At 72.4% G+C, this 21,974-nt stretch carries 20 protein-coding genes; 6 read left to right on the forward strand and 14 right to left on the reverse strand.

Features of this window, described 5'->3' with window-relative positions:
* Positions 1–936, forward strand: a 936-nt coding sequence (locus tag C3489_RS35385) for a hypothetical protein (protein ID WP_103786240.1), incomplete at its 5' end; no start/stop codon positions are given.
* A 132-nt stretch (positions 937–1,068) separates the two neighbouring features.
* Here the strand turns inward: C3489_RS35385 and msrA are convergent.
* Positions 1,069–1,581: a peptide-methionine (S)-S-oxide reductase MsrA gene (msrA, locus tag C3489_RS35390; protein ID WP_103786241.1), complete on the reverse strand. Its 513-nt coding sequence runs from the start codon at positions 1,579–1,581 to the stop codon at positions 1,069–1,071.
* A gap of 105 nt (positions 1,582–1,686) precedes the next feature.
* Positions 1,687–2,316: a TetR/AcrR family transcriptional regulator gene (locus tag C3489_RS35395; protein ID WP_103786242.1), complete on the reverse strand. Its 630-nt coding sequence runs from the start codon at positions 2,314–2,316 to the stop codon at positions 1,687–1,689.
* Between the two features lie 177 nt (positions 2,317–2,493).
* Between C3489_RS35395 and C3489_RS35400 the strand changes: the two genes are divergently transcribed.
* Positions 2,494–3,279: an SDR family NAD(P)-dependent oxidoreductase gene (locus C3489_RS35400; RefSeq protein WP_103786243.1), complete on the forward strand. Its 786-nt coding sequence runs from the start codon at positions 2,494–2,496 to the stop codon at positions 3,277–3,279.
* Positions 3,280–3,360: 81 nt separating this feature from the next.
* Here C3489_RS35400 and C3489_RS35405 read toward each other — a convergent pair whose 3' ends face one another.
* Entirely contained in the window at positions 3,361–4,407 is a 1,047-nt protein-coding gene (locus C3489_RS35405; protein ID WP_103786244.1) for an NAD(P)-dependent alcohol dehydrogenase, read from the reverse strand.
* Between the two features lie 175 nt (positions 4,408–4,582).
* On the opposite strand from C3489_RS35405, the gene C3489_RS35410 reads away from it, so the two are divergent.
* Positions 4,583–5,512, forward strand: a complete 930-nt coding sequence (locus C3489_RS35410) for a helix-turn-helix transcriptional regulator (RefSeq protein WP_103786245.1) — start codon at positions 4,583–4,585, stop codon at positions 5,510–5,512.
* 90 nt (positions 5,513–5,602) lie between these two features.
* On the opposite strand, the gene C3489_RS35415 is transcribed toward C3489_RS35410, so the two are convergent.
* The 6 genes from C3489_RS35415 to C3489_RS35440 all read right to left on the reverse strand — a co-directional run bounded on the left by C3489_RS35415 (position 5,603) and on the right by C3489_RS35440 (position 13,715).
* The gene (locus tag C3489_RS35415) at positions 5,603–8,911 is read right to left on the reverse strand and encodes a S8 family serine peptidase (protein WP_374936802.1); all 3,309 of its coding nucleotides are present in this window, start codon (positions 8,909–8,911) and stop codon (positions 5,603–5,605) included.
* A 143-nt stretch (positions 8,912–9,054) separates the two neighbouring features.
* Positions 9,055–9,738 (reverse strand): ABC transporter ATP-binding protein, encoded by a 684-nt coding sequence (locus C3489_RS35420; protein ID WP_103786246.1) that lies wholly within the window; start codon positions 9,736–9,738, stop codon positions 9,055–9,057.
* 78 nt (positions 9,739–9,816) lie between these two features.
* On the reverse strand, positions 9,817–11,247 hold the full coding sequence (locus tag C3489_RS35425; RefSeq protein WP_103786247.1) for an ABC transporter permease: 1,431 nt from the start codon (positions 11,245–11,247) through the stop codon (positions 9,817–9,819).
* Positions 11,248–11,320: 73 nt separating this feature from the next.
* Complete coding sequence (locus C3489_RS35430; protein WP_103786248.1) at positions 11,321–11,806, reverse strand: GNAT family N-acetyltransferase; 486 nt, start codon at positions 11,804–11,806, stop codon at positions 11,321–11,323.
* 83 nt (positions 11,807–11,889) lie between these two features.
* Entirely contained in the window at positions 11,890–13,140 is a 1,251-nt protein-coding gene (locus C3489_RS35435) for an Ig-like domain-containing protein (protein ID WP_103786258.1), read from the reverse strand.
* A gap of 224 nt (positions 13,141–13,364) precedes the next feature.
* Entirely contained in the window at positions 13,365–13,715 is a 351-nt protein-coding gene (locus C3489_RS35440) for a hypothetical protein (RefSeq protein ID WP_181139977.1), read from the reverse strand.
* A gap of 134 nt (positions 13,716–13,849) precedes the next feature.
* Between C3489_RS35440 and C3489_RS35445 the strand changes: the two genes are divergently transcribed.
* Positions 13,850–14,179, forward strand: a complete 330-nt coding sequence (locus tag C3489_RS35445; RefSeq protein WP_103786250.1) for an LPXTG cell wall anchor domain-containing protein — start codon at positions 13,850–13,852, stop codon at positions 14,177–14,179.
* Between the two features lie 66 nt (positions 14,180–14,245).
* On the opposite strand, the gene hutH is transcribed toward C3489_RS35445, so the two are convergent.
* The 3 genes from hutH to C3489_RS35460 all read right to left on the reverse strand — a co-directional run bounded on the left by hutH (position 14,246) and on the right by C3489_RS35460 (position 18,104).
* Positions 14,246–15,784: a histidine ammonia-lyase gene (gene hutH, locus C3489_RS35450; RefSeq protein ID WP_103786251.1), complete on the reverse strand. Its 1,539-nt coding sequence runs from the start codon at positions 15,782–15,784 to the stop codon at positions 14,246–14,248.
* A gap of 83 nt (positions 15,785–15,867) precedes the next feature.
* Positions 15,868–17,010, reverse strand: coding sequence for a GGDEF domain-containing protein (locus tag C3489_RS35455; RefSeq protein WP_103786252.1), 1,143 nt, complete (start codon positions 17,008–17,010; stop codon positions 15,868–15,870).
* A 293-nt stretch (positions 17,011–17,303) separates the two neighbouring features.
* The gene (locus tag C3489_RS35460) at positions 17,304–18,104 is read right to left on the reverse strand and encodes an enoyl-CoA hydratase/isomerase family protein (RefSeq protein ID WP_103786253.1); all 801 of its coding nucleotides are present in this window, start codon (positions 18,102–18,104) and stop codon (positions 17,304–17,306) included.
* A 217-nt stretch (positions 18,105–18,321) separates the two neighbouring features.
* On the opposite strand from C3489_RS35460, the gene C3489_RS35465 reads away from it, so the two are divergent.
* Entirely contained in the window at positions 18,322–18,900 is a 579-nt protein-coding gene (locus C3489_RS35465) for a hypothetical protein (protein WP_146075393.1), read from the forward strand.
* A 13-nt stretch (positions 18,901–18,913) separates the two neighbouring features.
* On the opposite strand, the gene C3489_RS35470 is transcribed toward C3489_RS35465, so the two are convergent.
* The gene (locus C3489_RS35470; RefSeq protein WP_103786255.1) at positions 18,914–20,017 is read right to left on the reverse strand and encodes an adenylate/guanylate cyclase domain-containing protein; all 1,104 of its coding nucleotides are present in this window, start codon (positions 20,015–20,017) and stop codon (positions 18,914–18,916) included.
* A 255-nt stretch (positions 20,018–20,272) separates the two neighbouring features.
* Positions 20,273–21,133, reverse strand: a complete 861-nt coding sequence (locus tag C3489_RS35475; RefSeq protein WP_103786256.1) for a biotin--[acetyl-CoA-carboxylase] ligase — start codon at positions 21,131–21,133, stop codon at positions 20,273–20,275.
* A 111-nt stretch (positions 21,134–21,244) separates the two neighbouring features.
* On the opposite strand from C3489_RS35475, the gene C3489_RS35480 reads away from it, so the two are divergent.
* Positions 21,245–21,974 (forward strand): acyl-CoA carboxylase subunit beta (locus C3489_RS35480; RefSeq protein WP_308460837.1); only part of this gene is annotated, 730 nt, incomplete at its 3' end.

Here is a 21,974-nt window from a genome sequence, read left to right on the forward strand (position 1 = left end):
GACCTGCTGGACGTCCTGGACGTGGTGCAGCGCAGCCAGGAGTACAAGGCGGCGGCCCAGCTGCTGGCCGGTACGGAGGCGCAGGGCGAGCTGCGCTGGCAGCGGGTGCAGGCGTTCGCGGGCGCGGCCGCGCTGGAGCTGCAGCAGCGGCCCGGCGGGGTCGGGGAGATACCGGGCGGGCAGTGGCTGCGGGTGTGGCGGGCCGAGCAGCCCAAGGACGCGGGCGGCGCCGCCGTGCACGCGGAGTTCCTGGTGCAGCAGGCGTGGCGGACGTCCACGCCAGGCACGGACGACTTCCGGATCATCATGGAGGAGGCCAGGGCGGCGTGCGGCGAGGCCGCGCTGCTGGCGCCCGGCGACCCGGTGCCGTACATCATCGAGCTGTCGGTGGCGCGTGGCCTGGCGTATCCGCGCGAGGAGTTCGAGCAGCTGTGGCTGAAGATCCTGGACCGCGCGCCGCACCACATGGGGGCCCATCTGGCGGCCCTGCACTACTGGTGCGAGAAGTGGCACGGCTCGCGTGAGCTGGCGTACCAGTTCGCTCAGGCGGCGGCCGCGCGGGCGCCGCAGGGCTCACTGCTGGCGGCGATGCCGCTGTTCGCGGTGTTCGAGCACCTGCCGGAGGTGAACCTGGTCCGCAGCTTCTGGCAGAGCGAGGTCGTCACCAAGGCGATCCACGGCGCGCTGCACGCGGTGCACTCGGCCCGCGCGGACGACCCGATGTCGGCGCACGTGCGGCACCTGCTGGTCTTCTTCCTGGTCCGCTCGGAGCGCTGGGCGGAGGCCATGAACCAGCTGGTCCACGTGGACGGGCACGTCGGGGCCCTGCCCTGGACCCTCTCCCCGGACCCGGCCGGCGAGTTCGCGGTCTACCGGGCGCTGGCGGTGGCGGGCTACGAGGCGAACGGCGGCAGCCCGGCGACACTGCCGCACTGAGCCGGCGCGCGCCGCCGCACCGAGCGCGGGAGCGGCGCCGCGCTGATCGGGCGGGCGCCGCCGCGCAAACAACGGGGGCGCTGCCGCGCGGCAGCGCCCCACGGGCGAGACCCCTCGCCGGGCCGTCTCGCGTCAGCCCTCCGCGCGGGAGGGCAGCCGCCAACCCGGGCGCGGGAAGTGGCAGGTGTAGCCGTCCGGGTAGCGCTGCAGATAGTCCTGGTGCTCCGGCTCGGCCTCCCAGAACGGGCCGACCGGCTCCACCTCGGTGACGACCTTGCCCGGCCACAGGCCGGAGGCGTCCACGTCGGCGATCGTGTCCTCGGCGATCCGCTTCTGCTCGTCGTCCACGTAGTAGATCGCCGAGCGGTAGCTCATGCCGATGTCATTGCCCTGGCGGTTCTTGGTGCTCGGGTCGTGGATCTGGAAGAAGAACTCCAGCAGGGTGCGGTAGTCGGTCTGCTCCGGGTCGAAGAGGATCTCGATGGCCTCCGCGTGCGTGCCGTGGTTGCGGTACGTCGCGTTCGGCACGTCACCCCCGGTGTAGCCGACCCGGGTCGCCGTCACGCCCGGAAGCCGGCGGATCAACTCCTGCATCCCCCAGAAACATCCGCCCGCCAGCACGGCCCTCTGCGTCTGCGCAGCCATCGCGACCCTCCAGAACTTGTCGGCTTGCCCACCCCGCTCAACGCACGAGGGCGCCCAGCGATTCCGGCCCGGCCGGCCGAGCCTCCTCCTCCCCCCCCCGCCTCGTCAGCGCGCCAGCAGCCGCAGTCCGCCCGCCACCTCGCGCAGGCAGCGCACCGCCAGTTCCGCCGGGGAGCCCTCGCCGGTCGTGCCGGCGTCCGTGGCCGCCCAGGTCTCCAGGGACACACGGATGGCGTCGGTCGCCGCGGCGGCGAGCAGCCGCACCTCCACGGGGTCGGCCTCCGGTGCGGCCAGCTCCGTCAGGACCGGGAGGAGTCTCTCCTCCGACTCGCGGTTCACGTCGTACCAGACGGACCGCAGCGCCGGATCGTCCTGGGCCGCCCGGAGCAGCCCGCGGGTCCAGCGCAGTGCCTCCTCCGCCGTGTCGTCCGCCGGAGTGAGGGAGGCGACGGCCGCGTCCTGAAGCGCCTGAGCGAGATCGCCGCCCTGGCCGGCCTCGGCGAGCAGGGTCCGCCAGCGGTCGCCGCCGGACGCCAGCAGCGGTCCGACCGCGTCCTGCTTGCTGCGGAAGTACCGGTAGAAGGTCCGCAGCGCGACCCCGGCGCGGGCCGCGATCTCCTCGGCGGTCGTGGCGCCCGGCCCCTGCCGCGCGAACAGCTCCGCCGCGGCGCGGGCGATGTCGAGCTGCGTCGCCGCCTTGCGGCGCTCGGTGAGCGAGGTCCTGGGCTGGTTCATGCGAGGAAGCGTACGCGGCGGGCGGGAGGAGATCATCGAGCCTGCCGACACGAAATGCCTTAGTGGCAAAACGTGTCACGCAGGCGTACGGTGCACAGAGCACAGGGCTGCCACACACGGCCCGCACAGGGCTGCCCCACACGCCCGCCCCTCGCCCCCGCACCCCAGGGAGACACCATGAACCGCTACGAAGGACGCCGCGCGCTGGTCACCGGCGGCGGCTCCGGCATCGGCCAGGCCACCGTGCTGCGCCTGCTCGCGGAAGGCGGCCGCGTGGTCGCCGCCGATGTGAGCGAGGCCGGCCTGAAGGACACCGCCGACAAGGCCGGGGCCGCCGCCGACCGGCTCACCACCCTCGTCGTCGACATCGCCGACGAGACCTCCGTACGGGACGGGGTCGCCGCCGCCGTCACCGCGCTCGGCGGGCTCGACGTGCTCGTCAACGCCGCCGGCATCCTGCGCTCCTCGCACACGCACGAGACGTCCCTGGCCGACTTCACCAAGGTGATCGCGGTCAATCTGACCGGCACCTTCCTGATGATCCGCGAGGCGATACCGGCACTGCTGGAGGGCGACGCGCCGGCCGTGGTCAACTTCAGCTCGACGTCCGCGATGTTCGCCCACCCCTACATGGCGGCCTACGCGGCGAGCAAGGGCGGCATCCAGTCCATGACGCACGCGCTGGCCGCCGAGTACAGCAAGCAGGGCATCCGCTTCACCGCCGTGCAGCCCGGCTCCATCTCCTCCGGGATGACCGACGGCTCCGGCCAGAGCAAGCAGAGCCAGGGGCCGGGGCTGCCCGAGGACACCGACTGGAGCCTGTTCACCAAGCTGGCCCCGGCGCTCGGGGAGGGCTTCGCCGGACCCGAGGCGGTCGCCGGGGTCGTCGCGATGCTGGCCAGTGAGGACGGCAGGTTCATCACCGGCACCGAGATCCGCATCGACGGCGGCACCCACTACTGACCCCGCAAGGGCCCGGTGCACTGACCGCCGAAAGGGCCCCGGGGCGGACAGCACCCCGGGGCCCTCACCAGGCCGCAGACGTCAGATCGTCGCCGTGTCGATCACGAACCGGTAGCGGACATCGCTGCTCAGCACCCGCTCGTACGCCTCGTTGATCTGGTCGGCGCGGATCAGCTCGATCTCGGCGCCGAAGCCGTGCTCGGCGCAGAAGTCCAGCATCTCCTGGGTCTCCGCGATGCCGCCGATCATGGAACCGGCGAGCGTCTTGCGGCCGCCGATCACCGAGAACAGGTTGAGCGAGATCGGCTCCTCGGGAGCGCCCACGTTCACCAGGGCGCCACCGACCTTCAGCAGCGACAGGTAGGCGTTGAAGTCCAGCGGCGCCGACACCGTCGAGACGATCAGGTCGAAGTGGCCCGCCAGCTCCTCGAAGGTCTTCGGGTCGCTGGTGGCGTAGTAGTGGTCGGCGCCCAGCCGCAGCCCGTCGTCCTTCTTGCGCAGGGACTGCGACAGCACGGTCACCTCGGCGCCCAGCGCGTGCGCGATCTTCACGCCCATGTGGCCGAGGCCGCCCATGCCGAGGATGGCGACCTTCTTGCCGGGGCCGGCGCCCCACTGCTTGAGCGGGGAGTACAGGGTGATGCCCGCGCACAGCAGCGGCGCGGCGACGTCGAGGGACAGGCCGTCGGGGATGCGGACGACGTAGTTCTCGTCGACGACGATCTTCTGCGAGTAGCCGCCGTAGGTGGGCTCGCCGTCCTTGCCGACGGCGTTGTACGTGCCGACCATGCCGCCGCCGGTGCAGTACTGCTCCAGGCCGGCCTTGCAGTTGTCGCACTCGCGGCAGGAGTCGACCATGCAGCCGACGCCCACGCGGTCGCCCACCTTGTACTTCGTGACACCGGAGCCGACCTCGGCGACGACTCCGGCGATCTCGTGGCCGGGGACCATCGGGAAGATGGCCTCGCCCCAGCCCTCGCGGGCCTGGTGGATGTCGGAGTGGCAGATGCCGGCGTACTTGATGTCGATCAGGACGTCGTGCTCACCGACCGCGCGGCGCTCGATGGTGGTGCGCTCCAGCGGCGCCTTCGGGGCGGGTGCGGCGTACGCAGCAACAGGGGTGGTCATGCCGGGGTACTCCTAGCGAAGAAACGTCCGCGCCCGGCCTGCCTTCCGGCCGGGCACGCCCTCCAGCCTGCCCGAGCCGGGGGCATCCACCCAGGTCACGGCTTTGCGTACGCACGCTGTGCCTACCACTGGCGGGGTCAGGCTCCTGGGCGTACGACCCGGAATACTGGAAGGCATGGACGACCACCCCCAGACCGCGGACGAGGCCGGCGCCGAGCCCGCGCCCGAGGCCGCGCTCGACCGGCGGGCCGAGCTGAGCGAGTTCCTGCGCACCCGGCGGGCCCGGCTGCGCCCGGCCGACGTGGGCCTGCCCGACTTCGGCCGGCACCGCAGAGTGCCGGGGCTGCGGCGTGAGGAGCTGGCGCAGCTGGCCGGGGTGTCGGTGGCGTACTACACGCGCCTGGAGCAGGGCAACGGGCGGAACGTGTCGGCGGAGGTGCTGGACTCCATCGCCCGCGCGCTCCGGCTCACGGACGCCGAGCACGCGCACCTCACCCATCTGGCCAAGCCCAAGCGGCACAAGAAGAAGCCGACGGCACGCCCGCAGCAGGTGCGGACCGCGCTGCGGCACCTGCTGGACGCGGTGGACGGCGTTCCGGCGTACGTCGTGGGGCGGCGCTCGGAGATCCTGGCGTGGAACCGGATGGCCGCCGCTCTCTTCGGGGACTGGGGGGAGCTGCCGGCGGCGGAGCGGAACTGGGCGCGGCTGGTGTTCCTGCGGCCCGACTACCGGGAGCTGTTCGTCGACTGGGAGCAGAAGGCGATCGACATCGTGTGCGCGCTGCGCATGGACGCCGGCTGCTACCCGGACGATCCGCGGCTGTCCGCGCTGGTCGGCGAGCTGTCCGTGAAGAGCGAGGACTTCCGCCGGCTGTGGGCGACGCACGACGTGAAGGACAAGACGCACGGCGTGAAGCATCTGCACCACCCGCTGGTGGGCGATCTCGCGCTGCAGTTCGAGTCGTTCCGGCTGACCGACGGCAGCGAGCAGTCCCTGATCACCTACCACGCCGAGCCGGGCTCCCCGTCGGCGGAGTCGCTGCGTCTGCTGGCCAGCTGGGGCACGGACGCCACCCGCGCGGGCACCCAGTCCACGGCCACCTGAGAGCGACCTGGCCCGAACACACCACCGCCCGCCGGAGGCGCTCCCTCCGGCGGGCGGTGTGTTCGGCGACCGCTGGTCAGCGTGCCCGGCTCACTTGCCGTAGTACCCGTTGTGGACCGTGATCACCGCGGTGTTGCCCTTCTTGTCGCTGACGGCGGCGCGGAAGGAGACGGCCTTGCCCGCCGCCGGGTTCTTCACGGTGATCCTGCCGCCGGTCACCTTGACCTCCTGGAAGGTCTTGCCGTCGTAGGACACCCACACGGTCAGGGACTTGAGGTTGCGGCCGGCGGCCGCGCCCTCGACGGTGACCGGGAAGGTGACCGTCCGGCCCGCGGCTACCTTGCTGTCCAGGCCGGTCACGGCGTTGAAGCGGACGGTGGAGACGGGCAGCCGGACCTGCTGGTCGCCGGCCGGCTTGGCGGAGCGGAACGTCCAGCCGGCGTCGATCCTCGTGGACGCGCCCGCCACCTTGGCGCTGCGGGTGACCGACGTGGTGAGCCGGTACGCCGCGTCGCCGGCCGGGACGGTGAACGCGCCGTCACCGAGCAGCGGGTCGTGGTTGGCGCCGACCTTGGTGCCGTTGCGGTACAGCGTGGTGGTCGCCGAGGTGAAGTCGGACGACCCGGCGTGCCCGCTGCCGTCCGCGAACAGCGGCAGCAGCCCGTAGAGGGTGTCGCCCTCGCGGAAGAGGCCGTAGTCGGCGTCGACGTGCGGGGCGAAGACGGCCGTGTTGAAGGTCTTCGTGTACGTCCGGCCCGCCGCGAAGGTCTGCGCGGTGCCGAGCGAGTAGCCGGCGTCCGCCACCGGGAAGCCGTCGGCGTCCTTGCCCGCGTACTGCTCGAAGTCGAACGTCCACTGGACCTTGTCGGCCGTCGACAGGTACAGCGTGCGCGTGCTCGGCAGCTTCTGCTCCACCGGCAGCCCCACGGCGGCGTCGTCGGGCAGGATGCCGATCGGGGTCAGGCCGCCGGTCTTGCCGGGCGCGGAGGCGCCGAGGCCCGCGCGAACGGTGGCGAGCTCACGCGCCGTGAAGTGGCGGACCTTGTCGCCCTGGACGCGCTTGACCTTGGCGCTGGTGGCCACGTCGTACTCGGCGGTCGCGCCCTTGGCCCACTGACCGCCCCAGGTCTGGGTGAGTCCGGTGACGTCCGGGCCGAGCGCGGCCATGCGCACGTCGGCGAAGGAGCGCTGGCTGAAACCGGCGATGAATCCGGCCGGTTCGTAGCTGTAGTCGATCGTCGCGGACAGCGGCTTGGCGGCGGCGTCCGGGACGGTGATGTCCGCCCTCTTGGTGGTGCGGGCGTCCAGGGTCAGCGTGGTGTTCCCGGTGACGGTCAGCTTCGGCTGGACGAGCCAGTCGAGACCGCCCTTGAACTCGCTGAAGTCCTTCGCGATCCAGGCGTCCAGCAGGTAGGTGCCCTTGGGCACGCGCAGCGTGGTGGTGCCGGAGGCGACGACCGGGGGCTGGTAGTGCCGGCCCTGGGCCAGGCCCGTGTATCCGAACAGGTCGGTGAGGTAGCCGTCGGTGGCCTTGCCGTCGCGGCCGATGTGCCTGACGGTGACGTCGTACGACTCGACCTCGCGCTGTACGGCCGCGGCGGTCCGCACGCTCTGCCCGCCGCCGCTCGCCGTGACGTAGGCCGAGTAGGCGCCGTCGAGGGTGCCGCCCAGCTTGGTGTTCACGGTGAGGTTCACGGACGCCTTGCCGCCCGCGGGGACCTTCACACTGCTCGCGCCGAGGGTGAAGAAGCCGGCCGGGGCCGCCTTGCCGTGCGGGTCGGTGGCGGTCGCGGACAGCTTCAGGGTGACGTCGCTCTTGCCGAGGTTGCGGTACGTCAGCTGCTGGGTGACGGGCTTGTCGTCGGTGTGCGGCCAGGCCTGCGTGCCGAAGCTCACCGACACGGGCTCGGCGACGACGTTCTGCTTGATGGCCCGGTCGACGGCGATACGGCCGCTGCCCTGCTCGAACGGCGTGTACGCGCCGCCCTTGGCGGACCCGGTCAGCGCGCCCTTCAGCTCGGCGTACTTCCAGTCGGGGTGCTGCTGCTTGAGCAGCGCGGCGGCGCCCGCGACGTGCGGGGTCGCCATCGACGTACCCGAGATGGTGAGGTAGCCGGCCGGATTCTCGCCGACCTCCTGGTCGATGACGCTGCCCTTGGCCGCGGCGGCGGTGATGTCGACACCGGGCGCGGTCACGTCCGGCTTGATGGCGCCGTCGCCGACGCGCGGGCCGGTGGAGGAGAAGCCGGCCAGCTTGTCCTTGTCGTCGACCGCGCCGACGGTGAGCGCGGCGTCCGCGCTGCCGGGCGAACCGACCGACTCCGGGCCCTCGTTGCCCGCGGCGATGGCGAACAGGATGCCCTTGTCGGCGGAGAGCTTGTTCACCTCGGCCTCCAGCGGGTCGACGCCGGGGGTGTCGTTGCCGCCGAGGCTGAGGTTGACGACGTCGGCGCCCTGCGCGGCCGCCCACTCCATGCCGGCGATGATGCCGGAGTCGTCACCGGAGCCGCTGTCGTCGAGGACCTTGCCGTTGAGGATGCGCGCGCCCGGCGCGACGCCCTTGTACTTGCCCGTCGACTTCGCGCCGGTGCCGGCCGCGATGGACGCGACGTGCGTGCCGTGCCCGAAGTGGTCGGTGGCGTCCTTGGCGGTGGTGAAGTTCTTCGCCGCGACGACCTGGGTCTTCAGATCGGGGTGGGTGGCGTCCACACCGGTGTCCAGGACGGCGATCTTCACACCCTTGCCGGTGTAGCCGGCCGCCCACGCCGCCGGTGCGCCGATCTGCGGCACCGACTTGTCGAGGCTGGCCTTGCGGACGCCGTCGAGCCACACGTGTGCGACACCGGAGGCGGTGCTCTCGCCGTTGGTGACGGCGTCCCACAGCGCGGGCGCGTCGGCCTGCGGCGTCTGCACGGCGTCGGCGTTCAGGGACGTGAGGGTGCGGCGCAGGGTGCCGGCCTCGCGTACCTCGGCCCTGGCGGCGGTGGCGGCGCCCCGGTAGCCGACGATGACCTTCAGGCCGCCGCGCTGCGCGGTGAGGCCGGCGGACCGGGTCAACTCGGTGACGTCGAACAGCCGTTGGTCCACCGCGCCGGTGGCCACCATGCGGGCCGCGTCGGCGGGCAGTACGACGGTGTGCCCCTGCACGGTGCGGATCTGGACGGGTATGTTCTCGCGGCCCTTGGCCCGCTCCAGGCCGACCACACGCCCCTTGGCGTCGACGGCGACCCGGTCACCGGTGATGAGGGTGACGCGGTGCTTGGCCTTCAGCGCCTGCTGGGCCTGGGCAGCGCCGGTCGCGCGCTGCTCGGGCCGGGCGGCCGCCGCCGGGCTGGTCATGCCCGCGGCGAGCGCCACGGCGGCCGCGGCGGCGACGGCGGCCGCGCCCGCACTCTTCACTTGTCTGCGCAAAACTCCCCCTTGCTGAGTACCGGGTGATTTCCCCTGTCACCCGGCCGGGGGCAGTCTCGTACGTCCGCACGTCAACCCCCCGGAGCACGCAGTATGCCGGGGGGTGATCAGTGCCTCAATACGGCGCTGCCTCACGAGTCGGGGTTTTCCGTCACCGTGATCCGCCCCTTGCGTATGGTCGCGAGCCTGGGTGCCTTGCGTGCGATGGCCGAGTCGTGAGTGACCATCACGAACGTCAGCCCGTGCTCCTTCCACATCCGCTCCAGCACGTCCATCACCTCGTCCCGCATGCCCTCGTCGAGGTTGCCGGTGGGCTCGTCGGCCAGCAGCACCTTCGGCCGCTTGACCAGCGCCCGGGCGATCGCGACGCGCTGCTGCTGACCGCCGGACATCTCACCGGGCAGGTGCCCGAGCCGCTCCCCGAGGCCCACGGAGGCGAGCGCCTCGGCGGCCCGCTCACGCCGGTCCTTCGCCTTCACCCCGAGCGGTACGAGGGCGGTCTCGACGTTCTCCTGCGCGGTCAGCGTGGGGATGAGGTTGAAGGACTGGAAGACGAAACCGATGGTCTCGCTGCGCACCCGGGTCAGCCGGGCCTCCGGCAACTTGGCCAGATCGACACCGTCGAGGACGACGTCACCGGAGGTGGGCCGGTCGAGACCGCCGAGCATCTGCAGCAGCGTGGACTTGCCGCCACCGGTCGGGCCCTGGATGACGAGCCGGTCGCCGTCGTGGATCGTCAGATCGACGTCGTCGAGGGCGTGGACGGTGTCCTTGCCGCGGGTGTAGCGCTTGGTGACGCCGTTGAGTTCGTACATGGGTCGGAAAACTCCTGGGTTGCCGGGGGGAGGGAGCCGCAGGGCCGGGGCCGGGGGGCCGGGGGGCCGTGGGGCCGTCTACTCGACGCGGCGCAGCGCGTCCGCCGGCCGCAGCCGGGAGGCCCGCCAGCCGCCGAACGCCCCGGCGATCAGCCCGCCGGCCACGGCGAGCGTGACGGCGAGCGCGACGGTCGCGAGCGACACGGGAGCGGTCAGCGCGACATCGAGCGTCTTGGCGGCGACGCGGCGTCCGGGCCCGCCGAAGCCACCGCCGCCTCCGTTGCCGCCGCCGCCCAACTGGGCCTGCAGCGTCGGACTGACGGCGGTGACGGCGTACGCCCCCGCGAGCCCCAGCGCGATGCCGAGCACCCCGCCGAGCAGCCCGTTGACCACGGCCTCACCGACGACCTGCCCGGTGACGCGCCCCGACTTCCAGCCGAGCGCCTTCAGCGTGCCGAACTCCCGTACCCGCCGGGACACGGCGGAGGAGGTGAGCAGCCCGGCGACCAGGAACGCGGCGACCAGCACGACGATCGACAGCCACCTGCCGACGCTGGTGGCGAGGGAAGAGGCGGTGGACAGCGACCCGGAGACCGTGTCGGCGAGGTCGGCGGAGGTGGTGACGGTGGTGCCGGCGACGTTCTTCTGGATGGCCGCCTTGACGCCGTCGATCTTCTGCGAGTCCGCCGCCTTGACGTAGATGGTGGTGACCTTGTCCTTGGCGTCGGCGAGGGTCTGCGCGCGCTTCAGCGGAATGTAGAGGTTGGCGGCGGAGTCCCCGCTGTCCGCGGTGGCGACGCCGATGACGGCGAACTTGACGCTCTTGATGGTGACGCTCGACCCGACGGCGAGCTTCTTCTCCTTGGCGTACGCGGAGTCGACGACGGCGACGGCGGAGTTCGTCTCGGTGGCCCGGAACGTCCGCCCGCTGGTGATCCTGGAGGAGGTCAGCGGGCCGAGGGCGGGCTTGGTGACGTCGGTGCCGTAGACGGAGTAGTTGTTGACGTCGAAGTCGGCGCCGCCGCCCTTCACCTCACCGCCGGGCTGCCCGTACCCGCCGGGGCCCCGCTGCTCGCCGCCGTCCTGCTGGAACTGCCCCCGGGTGAACTGCCCGCTCACCTTGAGCACTTGCAGACTCAGCCCGCCGACCGCGTCGGCGACCCCGCTCTGCCTGCCGACCTGGGTCACGGTGGAGGAGGCCAGCGTCTGGAACCCCTGGACCATCACCCGGTCACTGCTCTGCTCGGCTGCGTCCCCGCTGTCGCGCGCGTCGAACTGGAACCGTGGCCGCTGCGCCCCGTCGGCGGTGGGCGCGGCGGCCTTGGTGACGGTCATGTCGGTGCCCAGCCCGTACAGCGACTGCAACACCTTGTCCTGCGCCTTCCCCATGCCGGCCGACACGGAGTTGACGACGATGACCAGGGCGATGCCCAGCGCGAGCCCGGAGGCGACGACGAGGGCCGCCTTTCTGCGGCGCCGCAACTCGCGCCTGAGATAGGTGAAGAACATGCGGGGGAACGTAGGGAGGGCGCGTGATGAGGGGATAAGGGCGCCATAAGAGAAGGATGAGAACGCGGCGGGGTCAGGGCAGCCGGCGCTCGAAGCGCATGCCGGGGCGCCCGCCGACCTCGGTGGCGGCGACGGCCACGAAGCCGCTGCCCAGCAGGACCCGCCGGGAGGCCCGGTTGTCCAGCGCCGCCCTCGCCGTCAGGGTCGACAGCCCGTACTCGCCGGCCGCCAGCAGGCACACCTGCGCCACCGCCGCGCGCGCCACGCCCCGCCCGGTGAAGCGCTCGCCGACGCGGTAGCCGAGTTCGGCCGAACCGGCGTCGGCGTCCATCAGGTTGACCCGGCCGACCAGGGTGCCCTCGGCGTCGAGCACCACGTGGAAGTGGCAGATGCCGGCCTGCTGTTCCGCCAGCAGGGCCGCGTGGCGGGCGGCGAAGTCGGTGAAGTAGGCGTCGCCCCGGTCGGCGACCGTACGGGCGAAGTACGCGCGGTTCTCGCGCTCGAAGGCGAGCAGCGCGGCCGCGTGGTCGAGGCGGAGGCGTTCCAGGTGGACGGTCACGGACCGGAGGTTACGGAACGGCGAAGGCGGCCGCCCACGGGTTTTCCGTGGGTGGCCGCCTTCGCGTCGCTCAGGAGGGGGCGTCAGATCGCCGAGCCCGCCTTCCACTGGGACCAGCTCATGTTCCAGCCGTTGAGGCCGTTGTCCGGGGAGACCGTCTTGTCGCCGGTGTTCTGGACGACGACCACGTCACCGATGAGGGAGTGGTTGTAGAACCAGGCGGCCGCGGTCGACGGGTCGTTGGCGCCCTTGGTGTCGGACAGGCCCACGCAGCCGTGGCTGGTGTTGACCGAGCCGAAGATGGACTTCGCGCCCCAGTAGTTGCCGTGGATGAAGGTGCCCGAGTTGGTCAGGCGCATGGCGTGCGGCACGTCCTTGATGTCGTACTCGCCCTTGCCGTCGTCGTCGGTGAAGCCGACCGTCGCGCCGTTCATCCGGGTCTCCTTGAACTTCTCGGAGATCACCATCTGGCCCTCGTACGTCTTGTTGTCGGGCGAGCCGGCGGAGATCGGGATGGTCTTGACGACCTTGCCGTCCTGCGTGACCTTCATCTGCTTGGTCTTCGCGTCGACGTAGGAGACCTGGTTGCGGCCGATGTGGAAGGAGACCGTCTTCTGCTGCACGCCCATCACGCCGGGGGCGCCCTCGACGCCGTCCAGGGCGAGCTTGAGGGTGACGGTGGAGCCGCCCTGCCAGTACTGCTCGGGGCGGCAGTCCATGCGGTTGGCGTTGAACCAGTGGCAGGCGACGTCCTGGCCGCTGCTGGAGGAGACCGTGATGCCCTTCTGGACGGCGGCCTTGTTGGTGATCGCCTTGTTGAAGGTGATCGACACCGGCATGCCGACGCCGACGGTGGAGCCGTCCTCCGGCGTGAAGTTGGCTATGAAGCTGTTGGCCGGGGAGACGGTGGTGAAGGAGGCGTTCTCGTGCGCGACCCGGCCGTCCTTGTCCGTGGCCTCCGCCGCCACCTTGTAGGTGGTCGAGCGGGACAGCTGGACGCTCGGCTTCCAGCTCAGCTTGTCCGCCGACAGCTGCCCCTCGATCTGCTTGCCGTCGCTGGACGTCATCGTCACGTTCGTGAGCGTGCCCTTGCTCACCGTGACGGTCGCGGAGTTGTTGATGGAGGCGTTGGTCGAGCCGTCCTTCGGCGTGATCGTGATCTGGGCCTCGGACGCCTTCTGGGCTGCCGCCTCGTCGACCTTGGCCTGCGAGGTGTCGTTGCCCCCGTCGCCGGCGGACGCCTTCTCGCCGCCGGAACAGCCGGTGAGCACCAGCACGCCGCCGAGCAGTGCGGACGCGGCCATCAGGCCATTGCGCCGCTTACCCTCCGTCATCACACGCTTCTCCATCGTTGCCGATTCCCGAAATCCCCGAGTGTCCCCGTAAGAACGTTCAACGCTACGACCGCTTCGCCCCGTTCCATATCCCTTGGATATGTGGGGCACACCACGCCGCCCGGGCAGGCCGGTGTTGCGGATGTGGGTCGGTGCGCCTCTTGAGACGACGAAACCCCGGGCGGCGGTTGCCGCCCGGGGTCAGCACAGCCCCCCGCGCGGCCTCAGCCGGTACGCCCCTGGTCGTCGTCCTCGTCCTCTTCGCCATCATCCTCGTCCCGGTCCCAGTCCGGCGAGTCAGGGTCGTAGTCGATCCGCTCACTGGACCAGGACGCCTGCTGCAGCTCCACCCCCGGCACCTCGCTGACCAGGTCGAACGGGTCCACGAGATAGGCGAGTGCCTCCGCGGTGTCTTCCGTCACAGCGGCCTCGGCGTGCGCCCGCTCCGTGTCCGGCATCTCCGGGTCGTCGGAGAGGCGCCGCAGCGCCGCGGCGGTCACCGCCTCCTCGTCCTCGACCTCCAGCACGAGTTCCACGCGAAGCCGCACAAAACGTGATGTCTCTTCAGTGGTCATGGCGGGAGCGTAAGGCTCCCCGCTCCCACAGCTTTCCCGCGACCCGCGCCTTTCATTAGCATCGCCCCCAAGCATTGGCCCGCGCGGCCAATTCGCCGGCCAATTCGCCAGCGCCACAAGGGGATCGATAGTCCGTGTCATCCGCTCGCCGTCCGTTGCTGACCGCCACCGCCGCGGCGACCCTGCTGGGCGCCCTGTGGTTCGTCCCGAACGCCAACGCGACGTCCGAAACCCAGGCGAGAGCGCAGGAGACGGCGTCCGGGACGAGCGTCGCGGCGGACACCGGCGTCGCGACCGGGACGTCCGCCTTCACCGGCCCGGCCGCCTCGAACGGCGCGGAGACGCAACTGGCCGACACCGGCAGCTTCGACACCACGCCGTACGTCGTCGGCGGGACCGTGTTCCTCTCCCTGGGCGCCGGTTTCGTCGTCTATTCGGTACGCCGGGAGCGCCTCGGCTTCTGAGCCTGCGGCAATGCGGGAGGCCCTGCCGCACCAAGAGGTACGGCAGGGCCTCGACCGTCAGGTTCCCTACAGCAGCGGTCCGGTGACCGACTCCGCCGCCGCGAGCAGCCCGCCGTCGCGCACGAACGCGTCCGCCGCGGCCAGGTCGGGCGCCAGGAAGCGGTCCGGCCCGGGGCCACCGACGCCGGCCGCCCGCGCGGCCGCGATGACGGCCTGCGAGGCGGGCGCGGGCGTGAGGCCCTCGCGCAGCTCGATGGCGCGCGTGGCGGCGTACAGCTCGACGGCGATCACCCGCGTGAGGTTGCCGACGGCGGTGCGCAGCTTGCGCGCGGCCGACCACCCCATGGACACGTGGTCCTCCTGCATGGCGGACGACGGGATGGAGTCCGCCGACGCCGGTACGGCCAGCCGCTTCATCTCGCTGACCAGCGCGGCCTGGGTGTACTGGGCGATCATCAGCCCGGAGTCCACGCCCGCGTCGTCGGCGAGGAACGGCGGCAGCCCGTGGCTGCGGTTCTTGTCCAGCAGCCGGTCGGTGCGCCGCTCGGCGATGGAGGCGAGGTCGGCGGCGGCGATGGCCAGGAAGTCCAGCACGTAGGCGACCGGGGCGCCGTGGAAGTTGCCGTTGGACTCGACCCGCCCGTCGGGCAGGACGACGGGGTTGTCGACGGCGGAGGCCAGCTCCCGCTCGGCTACCAGCCGCGCATGGGCCATGGTGTCGCGGCCGGCGCCGGCGACCTGCGGCGCGCACCGCACCGAGTAGGCGTCCTGGACGCGCGGCGCGTCGTCCTGATGGTGCCCGGTGAGCCCCGAACCCTTCAGCACGGCCAGCATGTTGGCGGCCGATGCCCCCTGGCCCGGGTGCGGGCGGATGGCGTGCAGCTCGGGCGCGAGCACCTTGTCGGTGCCCAGCAGGGCCTCCAGGGACAGGGCGGCGGTGACGTCCGCGGACTTGTAGAGGCGCTCCAGGTCGGCGAGGGCCATCACCAGCATGCCGAGCATGCCGTCGGTGCCGTTCAGGAGCGCCAGGCCCTCCTTCTCGCGCAGTTCGACCGGCTCGATGCCGTGCTCGGCGAGCAGCTCGGCGGCGGGCCGGACGACGCCGTCGGGACCCTCGGCCTCCCCCTCGCCCATGAGCGTGAGCGCGCAGTGGGACAGCGGCGCGAGGTCGCCGGAGCAGCCGAGAGAGCCGTACTCGTGGACGACGGGCGTGATACCGGCGTTGAGGATGTCCGCCATGGTCTGCGCGACGCCGGGGCGCACGCCGGTGTGGCCCGAGCAGACGGTCTTCAGCCGCAGGAACATCAGGGCCCGGACGACCTCCCGCTCCACCCGCGGCCCCATGCCGGCGGCGTGCGAGCGGACGATGTTGCGCTGGAGCTGGGTGCGCAGGTCGTGGCTGATGTGGCGGGTGGCCAGGGCGCCGAATCCGGTGGAGACGCCGTAGACGGGGTCCGGCTTGGCCGCCAGCGCGTCCACGATCTCGCGGGCCGCGGTGAGGGCGGCCACCGCCTCCTGGGAGATTTCGACGCGGGCGCCGTCGCGCGCCACCGCGAGAACGTCGGACGCGGTCACCCCGGACGTCCCCACCACCACAGTGTGCATATCCATATTCAGGAGCGTACGCATTGAAGAGCTGGATGTCACCAGTGGGTGCCGTCTCCGCCCCTTACCGGGGTGCGGAGAGCTTAGAGACGGCCCCGGAAGCTCCGGCGTTCCGGGGTGGCATCGCCCGTCGGCTGGTCCGCCAGGCGGATCACCGGGTCGTCGGGGCCCTCCTGGCCGGCCACCACCGGGCGGGTGGAGCGCTCGGCCTTGGCCCGGTACTGGGCGGCGTCCGCGAGGCGGAAGAGACGGCGGGCGGAGCGGACGGGGCCGATCGGCTCCTCGGTGGAGGCGACCCCGCAGGCCACCCCCTCCCCCAGCTCCAGCTCCGCGGCCCTGCGGCACAGTTCGTCGGCCACCTTGACCACGTCCTGGGCGGGCGGGCCGACGACCAGCAGACAGAACTCGTCCCCGCCGAGCCGGGCCGCCAGCGCCCCCGGCAGCATCGCCCCGCACAGCGACAGCACCGAGCCGAATCGTTCCAGCAGACGGTCGCCGACCGCGTGGCCCTGGGTGTCGTTGACGTGCTTCAGCCCGTTCACGTCGCACACCACGAGGCTGACCACCGCGCCCTCCGTGCGGTGCCGTTCGATCGCCTCGTCCAGCCGGGCGTCCACGGCGCGGCGGTTGGCGAGGCCGGTCAGGGCGTCCGTGAAGGCCAGCCGGCGTGCCTCCTGGAGCCGCTCGGTCTGGGCGAGCCCGGCGGCGGCCACGGCGGCCAGCACCGTGGCGAAGTCGGCGTCGCCCCGGTCGAAGACGGGGGCGCCGGCCCGGCGGGCCACGTACAGCTCGCCCCAGGCACGGCCGTGCATGACGATCGGCGCGACCACGCAGCAGCCCCGGCCGCGGCGGCGCAGCGCGGCGACCCGCTGGTGGCAGTAGCCGGCCTGGCCGGCCGCCGGTCCCGCGGCGGTCTCCACCCAGGCGTTGGGCTCGCCGCCGGCCGCCCAGCGTTCGTGCAGGAACTCGGTGATCTCCGGGAACTGGTGCACGGGATACGTCTCGTCGCCGGGGAACTCCTCCTCCTCCGGGGCGCGGTCCCCCACGTTCACCAGGACCCGCAGCCGGCCGAGATCCCGCTCCCACACCGACAGCGCGGCGAAACTCCCGGCCAGCGCGCGGCACCCGCCGAGCGCCGCCGCGCGCCACGACTCACGCGGGCTGTGTGCCGCGGCCATCCCCTGAGCCAGCGCCACCACCGCCGCGAGTCGCCTGTCCTCACCCATTGCTCCAGGCTAGGGAGGTTTTGGCTGGATCGGTGCGTTAATGGGGCGAACAGGTGTGTGCGGTGCGGGTGGGTTTGGCGTGCCGGCCCGTCCTGGGGGCTGCGCCCCCAGACCCCGGGGGCCGGTCTTGTTGGTCGCGTGCGGGTTGTGGGTGGCCGGTCGCGCCGTTCCCCGCGCCCCTTGGGTCGGGCCAGGCGCCGGCGCCTACCGGTGGCCCTCGGTCGTTGCCGGTCGCGCCGTTCCCCGCACCCCTTCGGTGGGGCCAGGCACCGGCGCCTACCGGTGACCCTCGGTCACTCCCCCGGCCACTGTGGCTTGCGCTTCTCGTTGAAGGCCGCCACTCCCTCCGCCCGGTCGCCCGAGAAGGCCACCGCGCGCCACGCCGCGTCCTCGACCTCCAGGCCGGCCCGCAGGTCCAGCCCGTGGCCCAGCCGCAGCGCCCGCTTGGCCGCCCGCAGGCCCACCGGCGAGTTCCCGGCGATCCGCGCGGCCAGCGCCAGCGCCTCCTCGCGGTCCCGTCCGGCGTCGACCAGCTGGTCCACCAGCCCCAGCCCGGCCGCCTCCGGCGCCTCCAGCCGGCGGGCCGTGAAGATCAGCTCGGCGGCCTTCGCGGCCCCCACCCGGCGCGGCAGCAGCTGGGTGCCGCCGCCGCCCGGGATCACGCCCACCGACACCTCCGGCAGCCCCACCACGGCCGTACGGTCGGCCACGATCAGGTCGCAGGACAGGGCCAGCTCGAAACCGCCGCCGAGGGCGAAGCCGTGCACGGCGGCGATCGTCGGCATGGGCAGCTCCAGCACGCCGGTGTACGCGCCCCGCGCGACCGGGCGCTGCCGCACCAGGTCGGCGTCGGTGAAGGAGTTGCGCTCCTTCAGGTCGGCGCCGACGCAGAACGCCCGCTCGTGCGTGGAGGTCAGCACGACCACCCGTACGTCCCGGTCGGCACCCAGCGCCGCGCAGGCGCCGGCGATCGAACGGGCCATCTCCGTGGAGACCGCGTTCATCGCCTTGGGCCGATCGAGGGCGAGCTCCGCGACATGCCCGCCCTCGTGCCTGCGCACCAGCACGAACTCCCCGAACCGCTCCTCGCTCATGACACCCTCCCGGTTAACGCGGGTTAACAAACGGCAACGGGCCGATCATCGCAGGCGGGGGCTTCCCGGGAAAGGGGCGGGGCCACCCGGGGGAAGGGTCCCCGATTACCCGTTCGAGTGACATTGCGGGCGAAGTCGGGTCCGCCGTTCGGGGGAGCGCATATGGTGCGTCGCCACGGCGCATCGGGGGCGTGGGGGCAGAAGGGGGTGGGTCGCTATGCCGGAGACAGCGGCACCGGAAGCGCAGCACAGCGTTCGCGGGCGGCACCGGAGGCCTCGGCGGCGGGTGGTGCTGCTCGCCGCCGGGGGGCTCGCCCTGGCCGCCGGCGTGCTGAGCCTCGTACAGCTGGCGCCCGAGTCCGGTGTTCCCGGGCTCGGCACCGCGGAGGCAGGGCCCCGCACCGGCCAGGACCCCGGCCACAGCCCCGGCAGCAGCCGTAGCGGTAGCGCGCGGTCCGCCGGCACCGCCGTCACCGTCTCCCCGCGGCCCCGCACCTCGGCGCCCGAAGTCATGGGCGGGGTGAGCGCCACCCCGACGCCGAGCGGCGTCAGCCACGCCACGGCGTCCGCCGTCGTCCCGTCGTCCACCGCCCCGCGGCCCGACGCCCCCTCGGTCTCCGCCGCCCCGGGGACAACCCCCGCCGACCCGCCCTCGTCCACGGCCCCTGCGCCCACGCCCCGCCCGTCCCACACCACCCGGCCCTCCACGCCGCCGCCCGGGCAGCCCGGCGACCCGGAAGGGCCGGGGCTGTGCCTGCCGGTCATCGGCATCTGCGTCGGGATCGGCCTGGGCTGAGCCCCGGGCTCCGCTACGACCTGCCGTCCTCGCGGCGGCCGAGCAGCCACGGTTCGACGACGCCGAGACCTCGCACCGGCCGCTGCCACATCGGCTGGAGCGCGAAGCGGTACGCCGGCGGCTCCTCGCCCTCCTTCTCGGCGGCCGCCGCCTGCTCGGCCGCCTCCGCCTCCGAGGCCGGTGCCTCCCCGGTGCGGATCAGCTCCTCCGCGAAGGCGCTGTCGACGAGGACGGCGTCCTTCGGCGCTATCGAGGTCAGCCGGGACGCCAGGTTGACGGTCGTACCGAAGACATCACCCATACGGGTCGTCACCGTGCCGAAGGCCATGCCCACCCGCAGCTCGGGCATGGTCTCGTCGTTCGCCATCGTCTCGATCAGCCGCAGCCCGATCTCCGCCGCCGTGCCCGCGTCGTCCGCCGCGTACAGCACCTCGTCGCCGAGGGTCTTGATCAGCCGTCCGCCCCGCGCGGCCACCAGGTCGGCGGCCGTCGTCTCGAACGCCTCGACCAGCTCGCCCAGCTCCTCTTCCTCCATACGGCGGGTCAGCCGCGTGAAGCCGACGAGGTCCGCGAAGCCGACCGCGAGGCGGCGGTCCACCATCTCCTCGTCGTCGCCGGCCTGGACCACCCGGCCGGTCGCGGCGGCGAGCTGGCGGCGCCACACGTAGACCAGGAACTCCTCAAGCTCCGGCAGCAACAGCTCGACCAGCGGATACGTCACCTCGGTGCGGGTCATGCCGGGCTCGGGCGGCTCGGTCAGACCCTCCAGGAAGGAATCGATCTGCCATTCCGCCAACCGGGCGGTGGTCTGGCCCGTCGACCGGGCCACCTGCACCGCCATCGCCTCACTGAGCAGGCCCGCCTCGACCAGACCGGCGAGCCGGCGCAGGGCCAGCACGTCGGCCTCCGTCAGGGCCTTGGCCTGGCCGATGTCGGCGAAGCCCATGGCCCGCCAGAAACGGGACGCCAGCTCCATGGACACACCCGCGCTACGGGCCGCCTGGAATGGGGTGTAGCGCCGCTCGGCGCCGAGGATCAGCTGTTCCAGGCGCAGGGCGAGGGGATCCTCACCGGAGTCGGTGGCATCGGGTCCGGAGCCCGAGTCGTCGACGGTCACGCCTGCTGCCCTTCCGATCTGCCGCGGTCAGGTATCGACCGGCCTCCAACTTTACGGCAGGTGTGCGCCAGCTCACTCACTCCGTCAGGCGGGGCGGGGGTGCGGTGAGCGGCGCTTCGTCGTCGAGGCCGGTTGGTGTGACCGACCGCAGGGGGCTTTGCCCCCAGGACCCCCGTTCGTCGTCCACGTGCGGGTCGTGGGGGGCTGGTCGCGCATTTCCCCGCGCCCCTTGGGGTCGGCACAGTCCCCCCTCACTCACGCGGGACGCAGGTGCACGATGTCCCCCGCTCCCACCGGCTCCTGCACGCCCTCCTTCGTGGCGATCACCAACCGGCCGTCCCCGTCCACGGCCACCGCTTCTCCGATCAGGGAGCGATCCCCCGGCAGCTCCGCCCGCACGGTCCGCCCCAGCGTCGCGCACCCCGCCGCGTACGTCTCCTGCAGGCCGCACGCCGCCGGGTCGCCCCCGGCCGACCGCCACCGCCCGTACCAGTCCTCCAGGGCCCGCAGGACGCCCCGCAGCAGCGTGTCCCGGTCCGTGCTGACCGCCCCGGCCAGCGCCAGCGACCCGGCCTGCGGCACCGGCAGTTCCTCGGCCTTCAGCGTGACGTTGACGCCGACGCCGACGACCACCCCGCCCTGCCCGGCCCGCTCCGCGAGGATGCCGCCGGCCTTGCGCTCCTCGCCGCCGACGGTGACGAGGACGTCGTTGGGCCACTTCAGGGCCGTGTCGACACCCGCCGCACGGGACAGGCCCGTGGCCACCGCCACGCCGGTCAGCAGCGGGATCCAGCCCCAGCGGGCCACCGGCACCTCCTCGGGCCTCAGCAGCACCGAGAAGAACAGGCCCGAGCGCGGCGGAGCCGTCCACTGCCGGTCCAGCCGGCCCCGCGCGGCCGTCTGCTCCTCGGCGACAAAGACCGCGCCCTCGGCCGCCTCGCCCGCCTCGGCGCGGGCGACCAGGTCGGAGTTGGTCGAGCCGGTGCGCTGCACCACCTCCACCTCCGACCACAGGCTCCCCACCCGCACCAGCCCGCGCCGCAGCGCCGCGGCGTTGAGGGGCGGGCGGTCCAGGTCGGACCAACGGCTGTCGTCTGATGCATCTCGCGGCGTCATGCAAGCCACATTAGGTGTGGGAAACGCCGCACTGCTGACCGGAAGGCGCCGCACTAGTCTACGGATGAGTAACCGTCCCCCCTTTTGAGCAGGCAGGGAGCCGCGATCCCGATGTCCGAGCCGGAAGAGATCGACATTCACACGACCGCGGGCAAGCTCGCGGATCTCAAGCGCCGCATCGAGGAGGCGACGCACGCCGGCTCCGCACGCGCCGTGGAAAAGCAGCACGCCAAGGGCAAACTGACGGCCCGTGAGCGCATCGAGCTGCTGCTGGACGAGGGCTCCTTCGTGGAACTGGACGAGTTCGCCCGGCACCGCTCCACGAACTTCGGCCTGGACGCCAACCGCCCCTACGGCGACGGCGTCGTCACCGGCTACGGCACCGTCGACGGCCGCCCCGTCGCCGTCTTCTCCCAGGACTTCACCGTCTTCGGCGGCGCCCTCGGCGAGGTCTACGGCCAGAAGATCTGCAAGGTCATGGACTTCGCCCTGAAGACCGGCTGCCCCGTCATCGGCATCAACGACTCCGGCGGCGCCCGCATCCAGGAAGGCGTCGCCTCGCTCGGCGCCTACGGCGAGATCTTCCGCCGCAACACCCACGCCTCCGGCGTCATCCCGCAGATCTCCCTGGTCGTCGGGCCCTGCGCGGGCGGCGCGGTCTACTCCCCCGCCATCACCGACTTCACCGTCATGGTCGACCAGACCAGCCACATGTTCATCACCGGCCCCGACGTCATCAAGACCGTCACCGGCGAGGACGTCGGCTTCGAGGAACTCGGCGGCGCCCGCACCCACAACACCGCCTCCGGCGTCGCCCACCACATGGCCGGCGACGAAAAAG

Origin of the sequence: Streptomyces sp. Ru71 (assembly GCF_002920535.1) — a bacterium.
Taxonomy (GTDB): domain Bacteria; phylum Actinomycetota; class Actinomycetes; order Streptomycetales; family Streptomycetaceae; genus Streptomyces.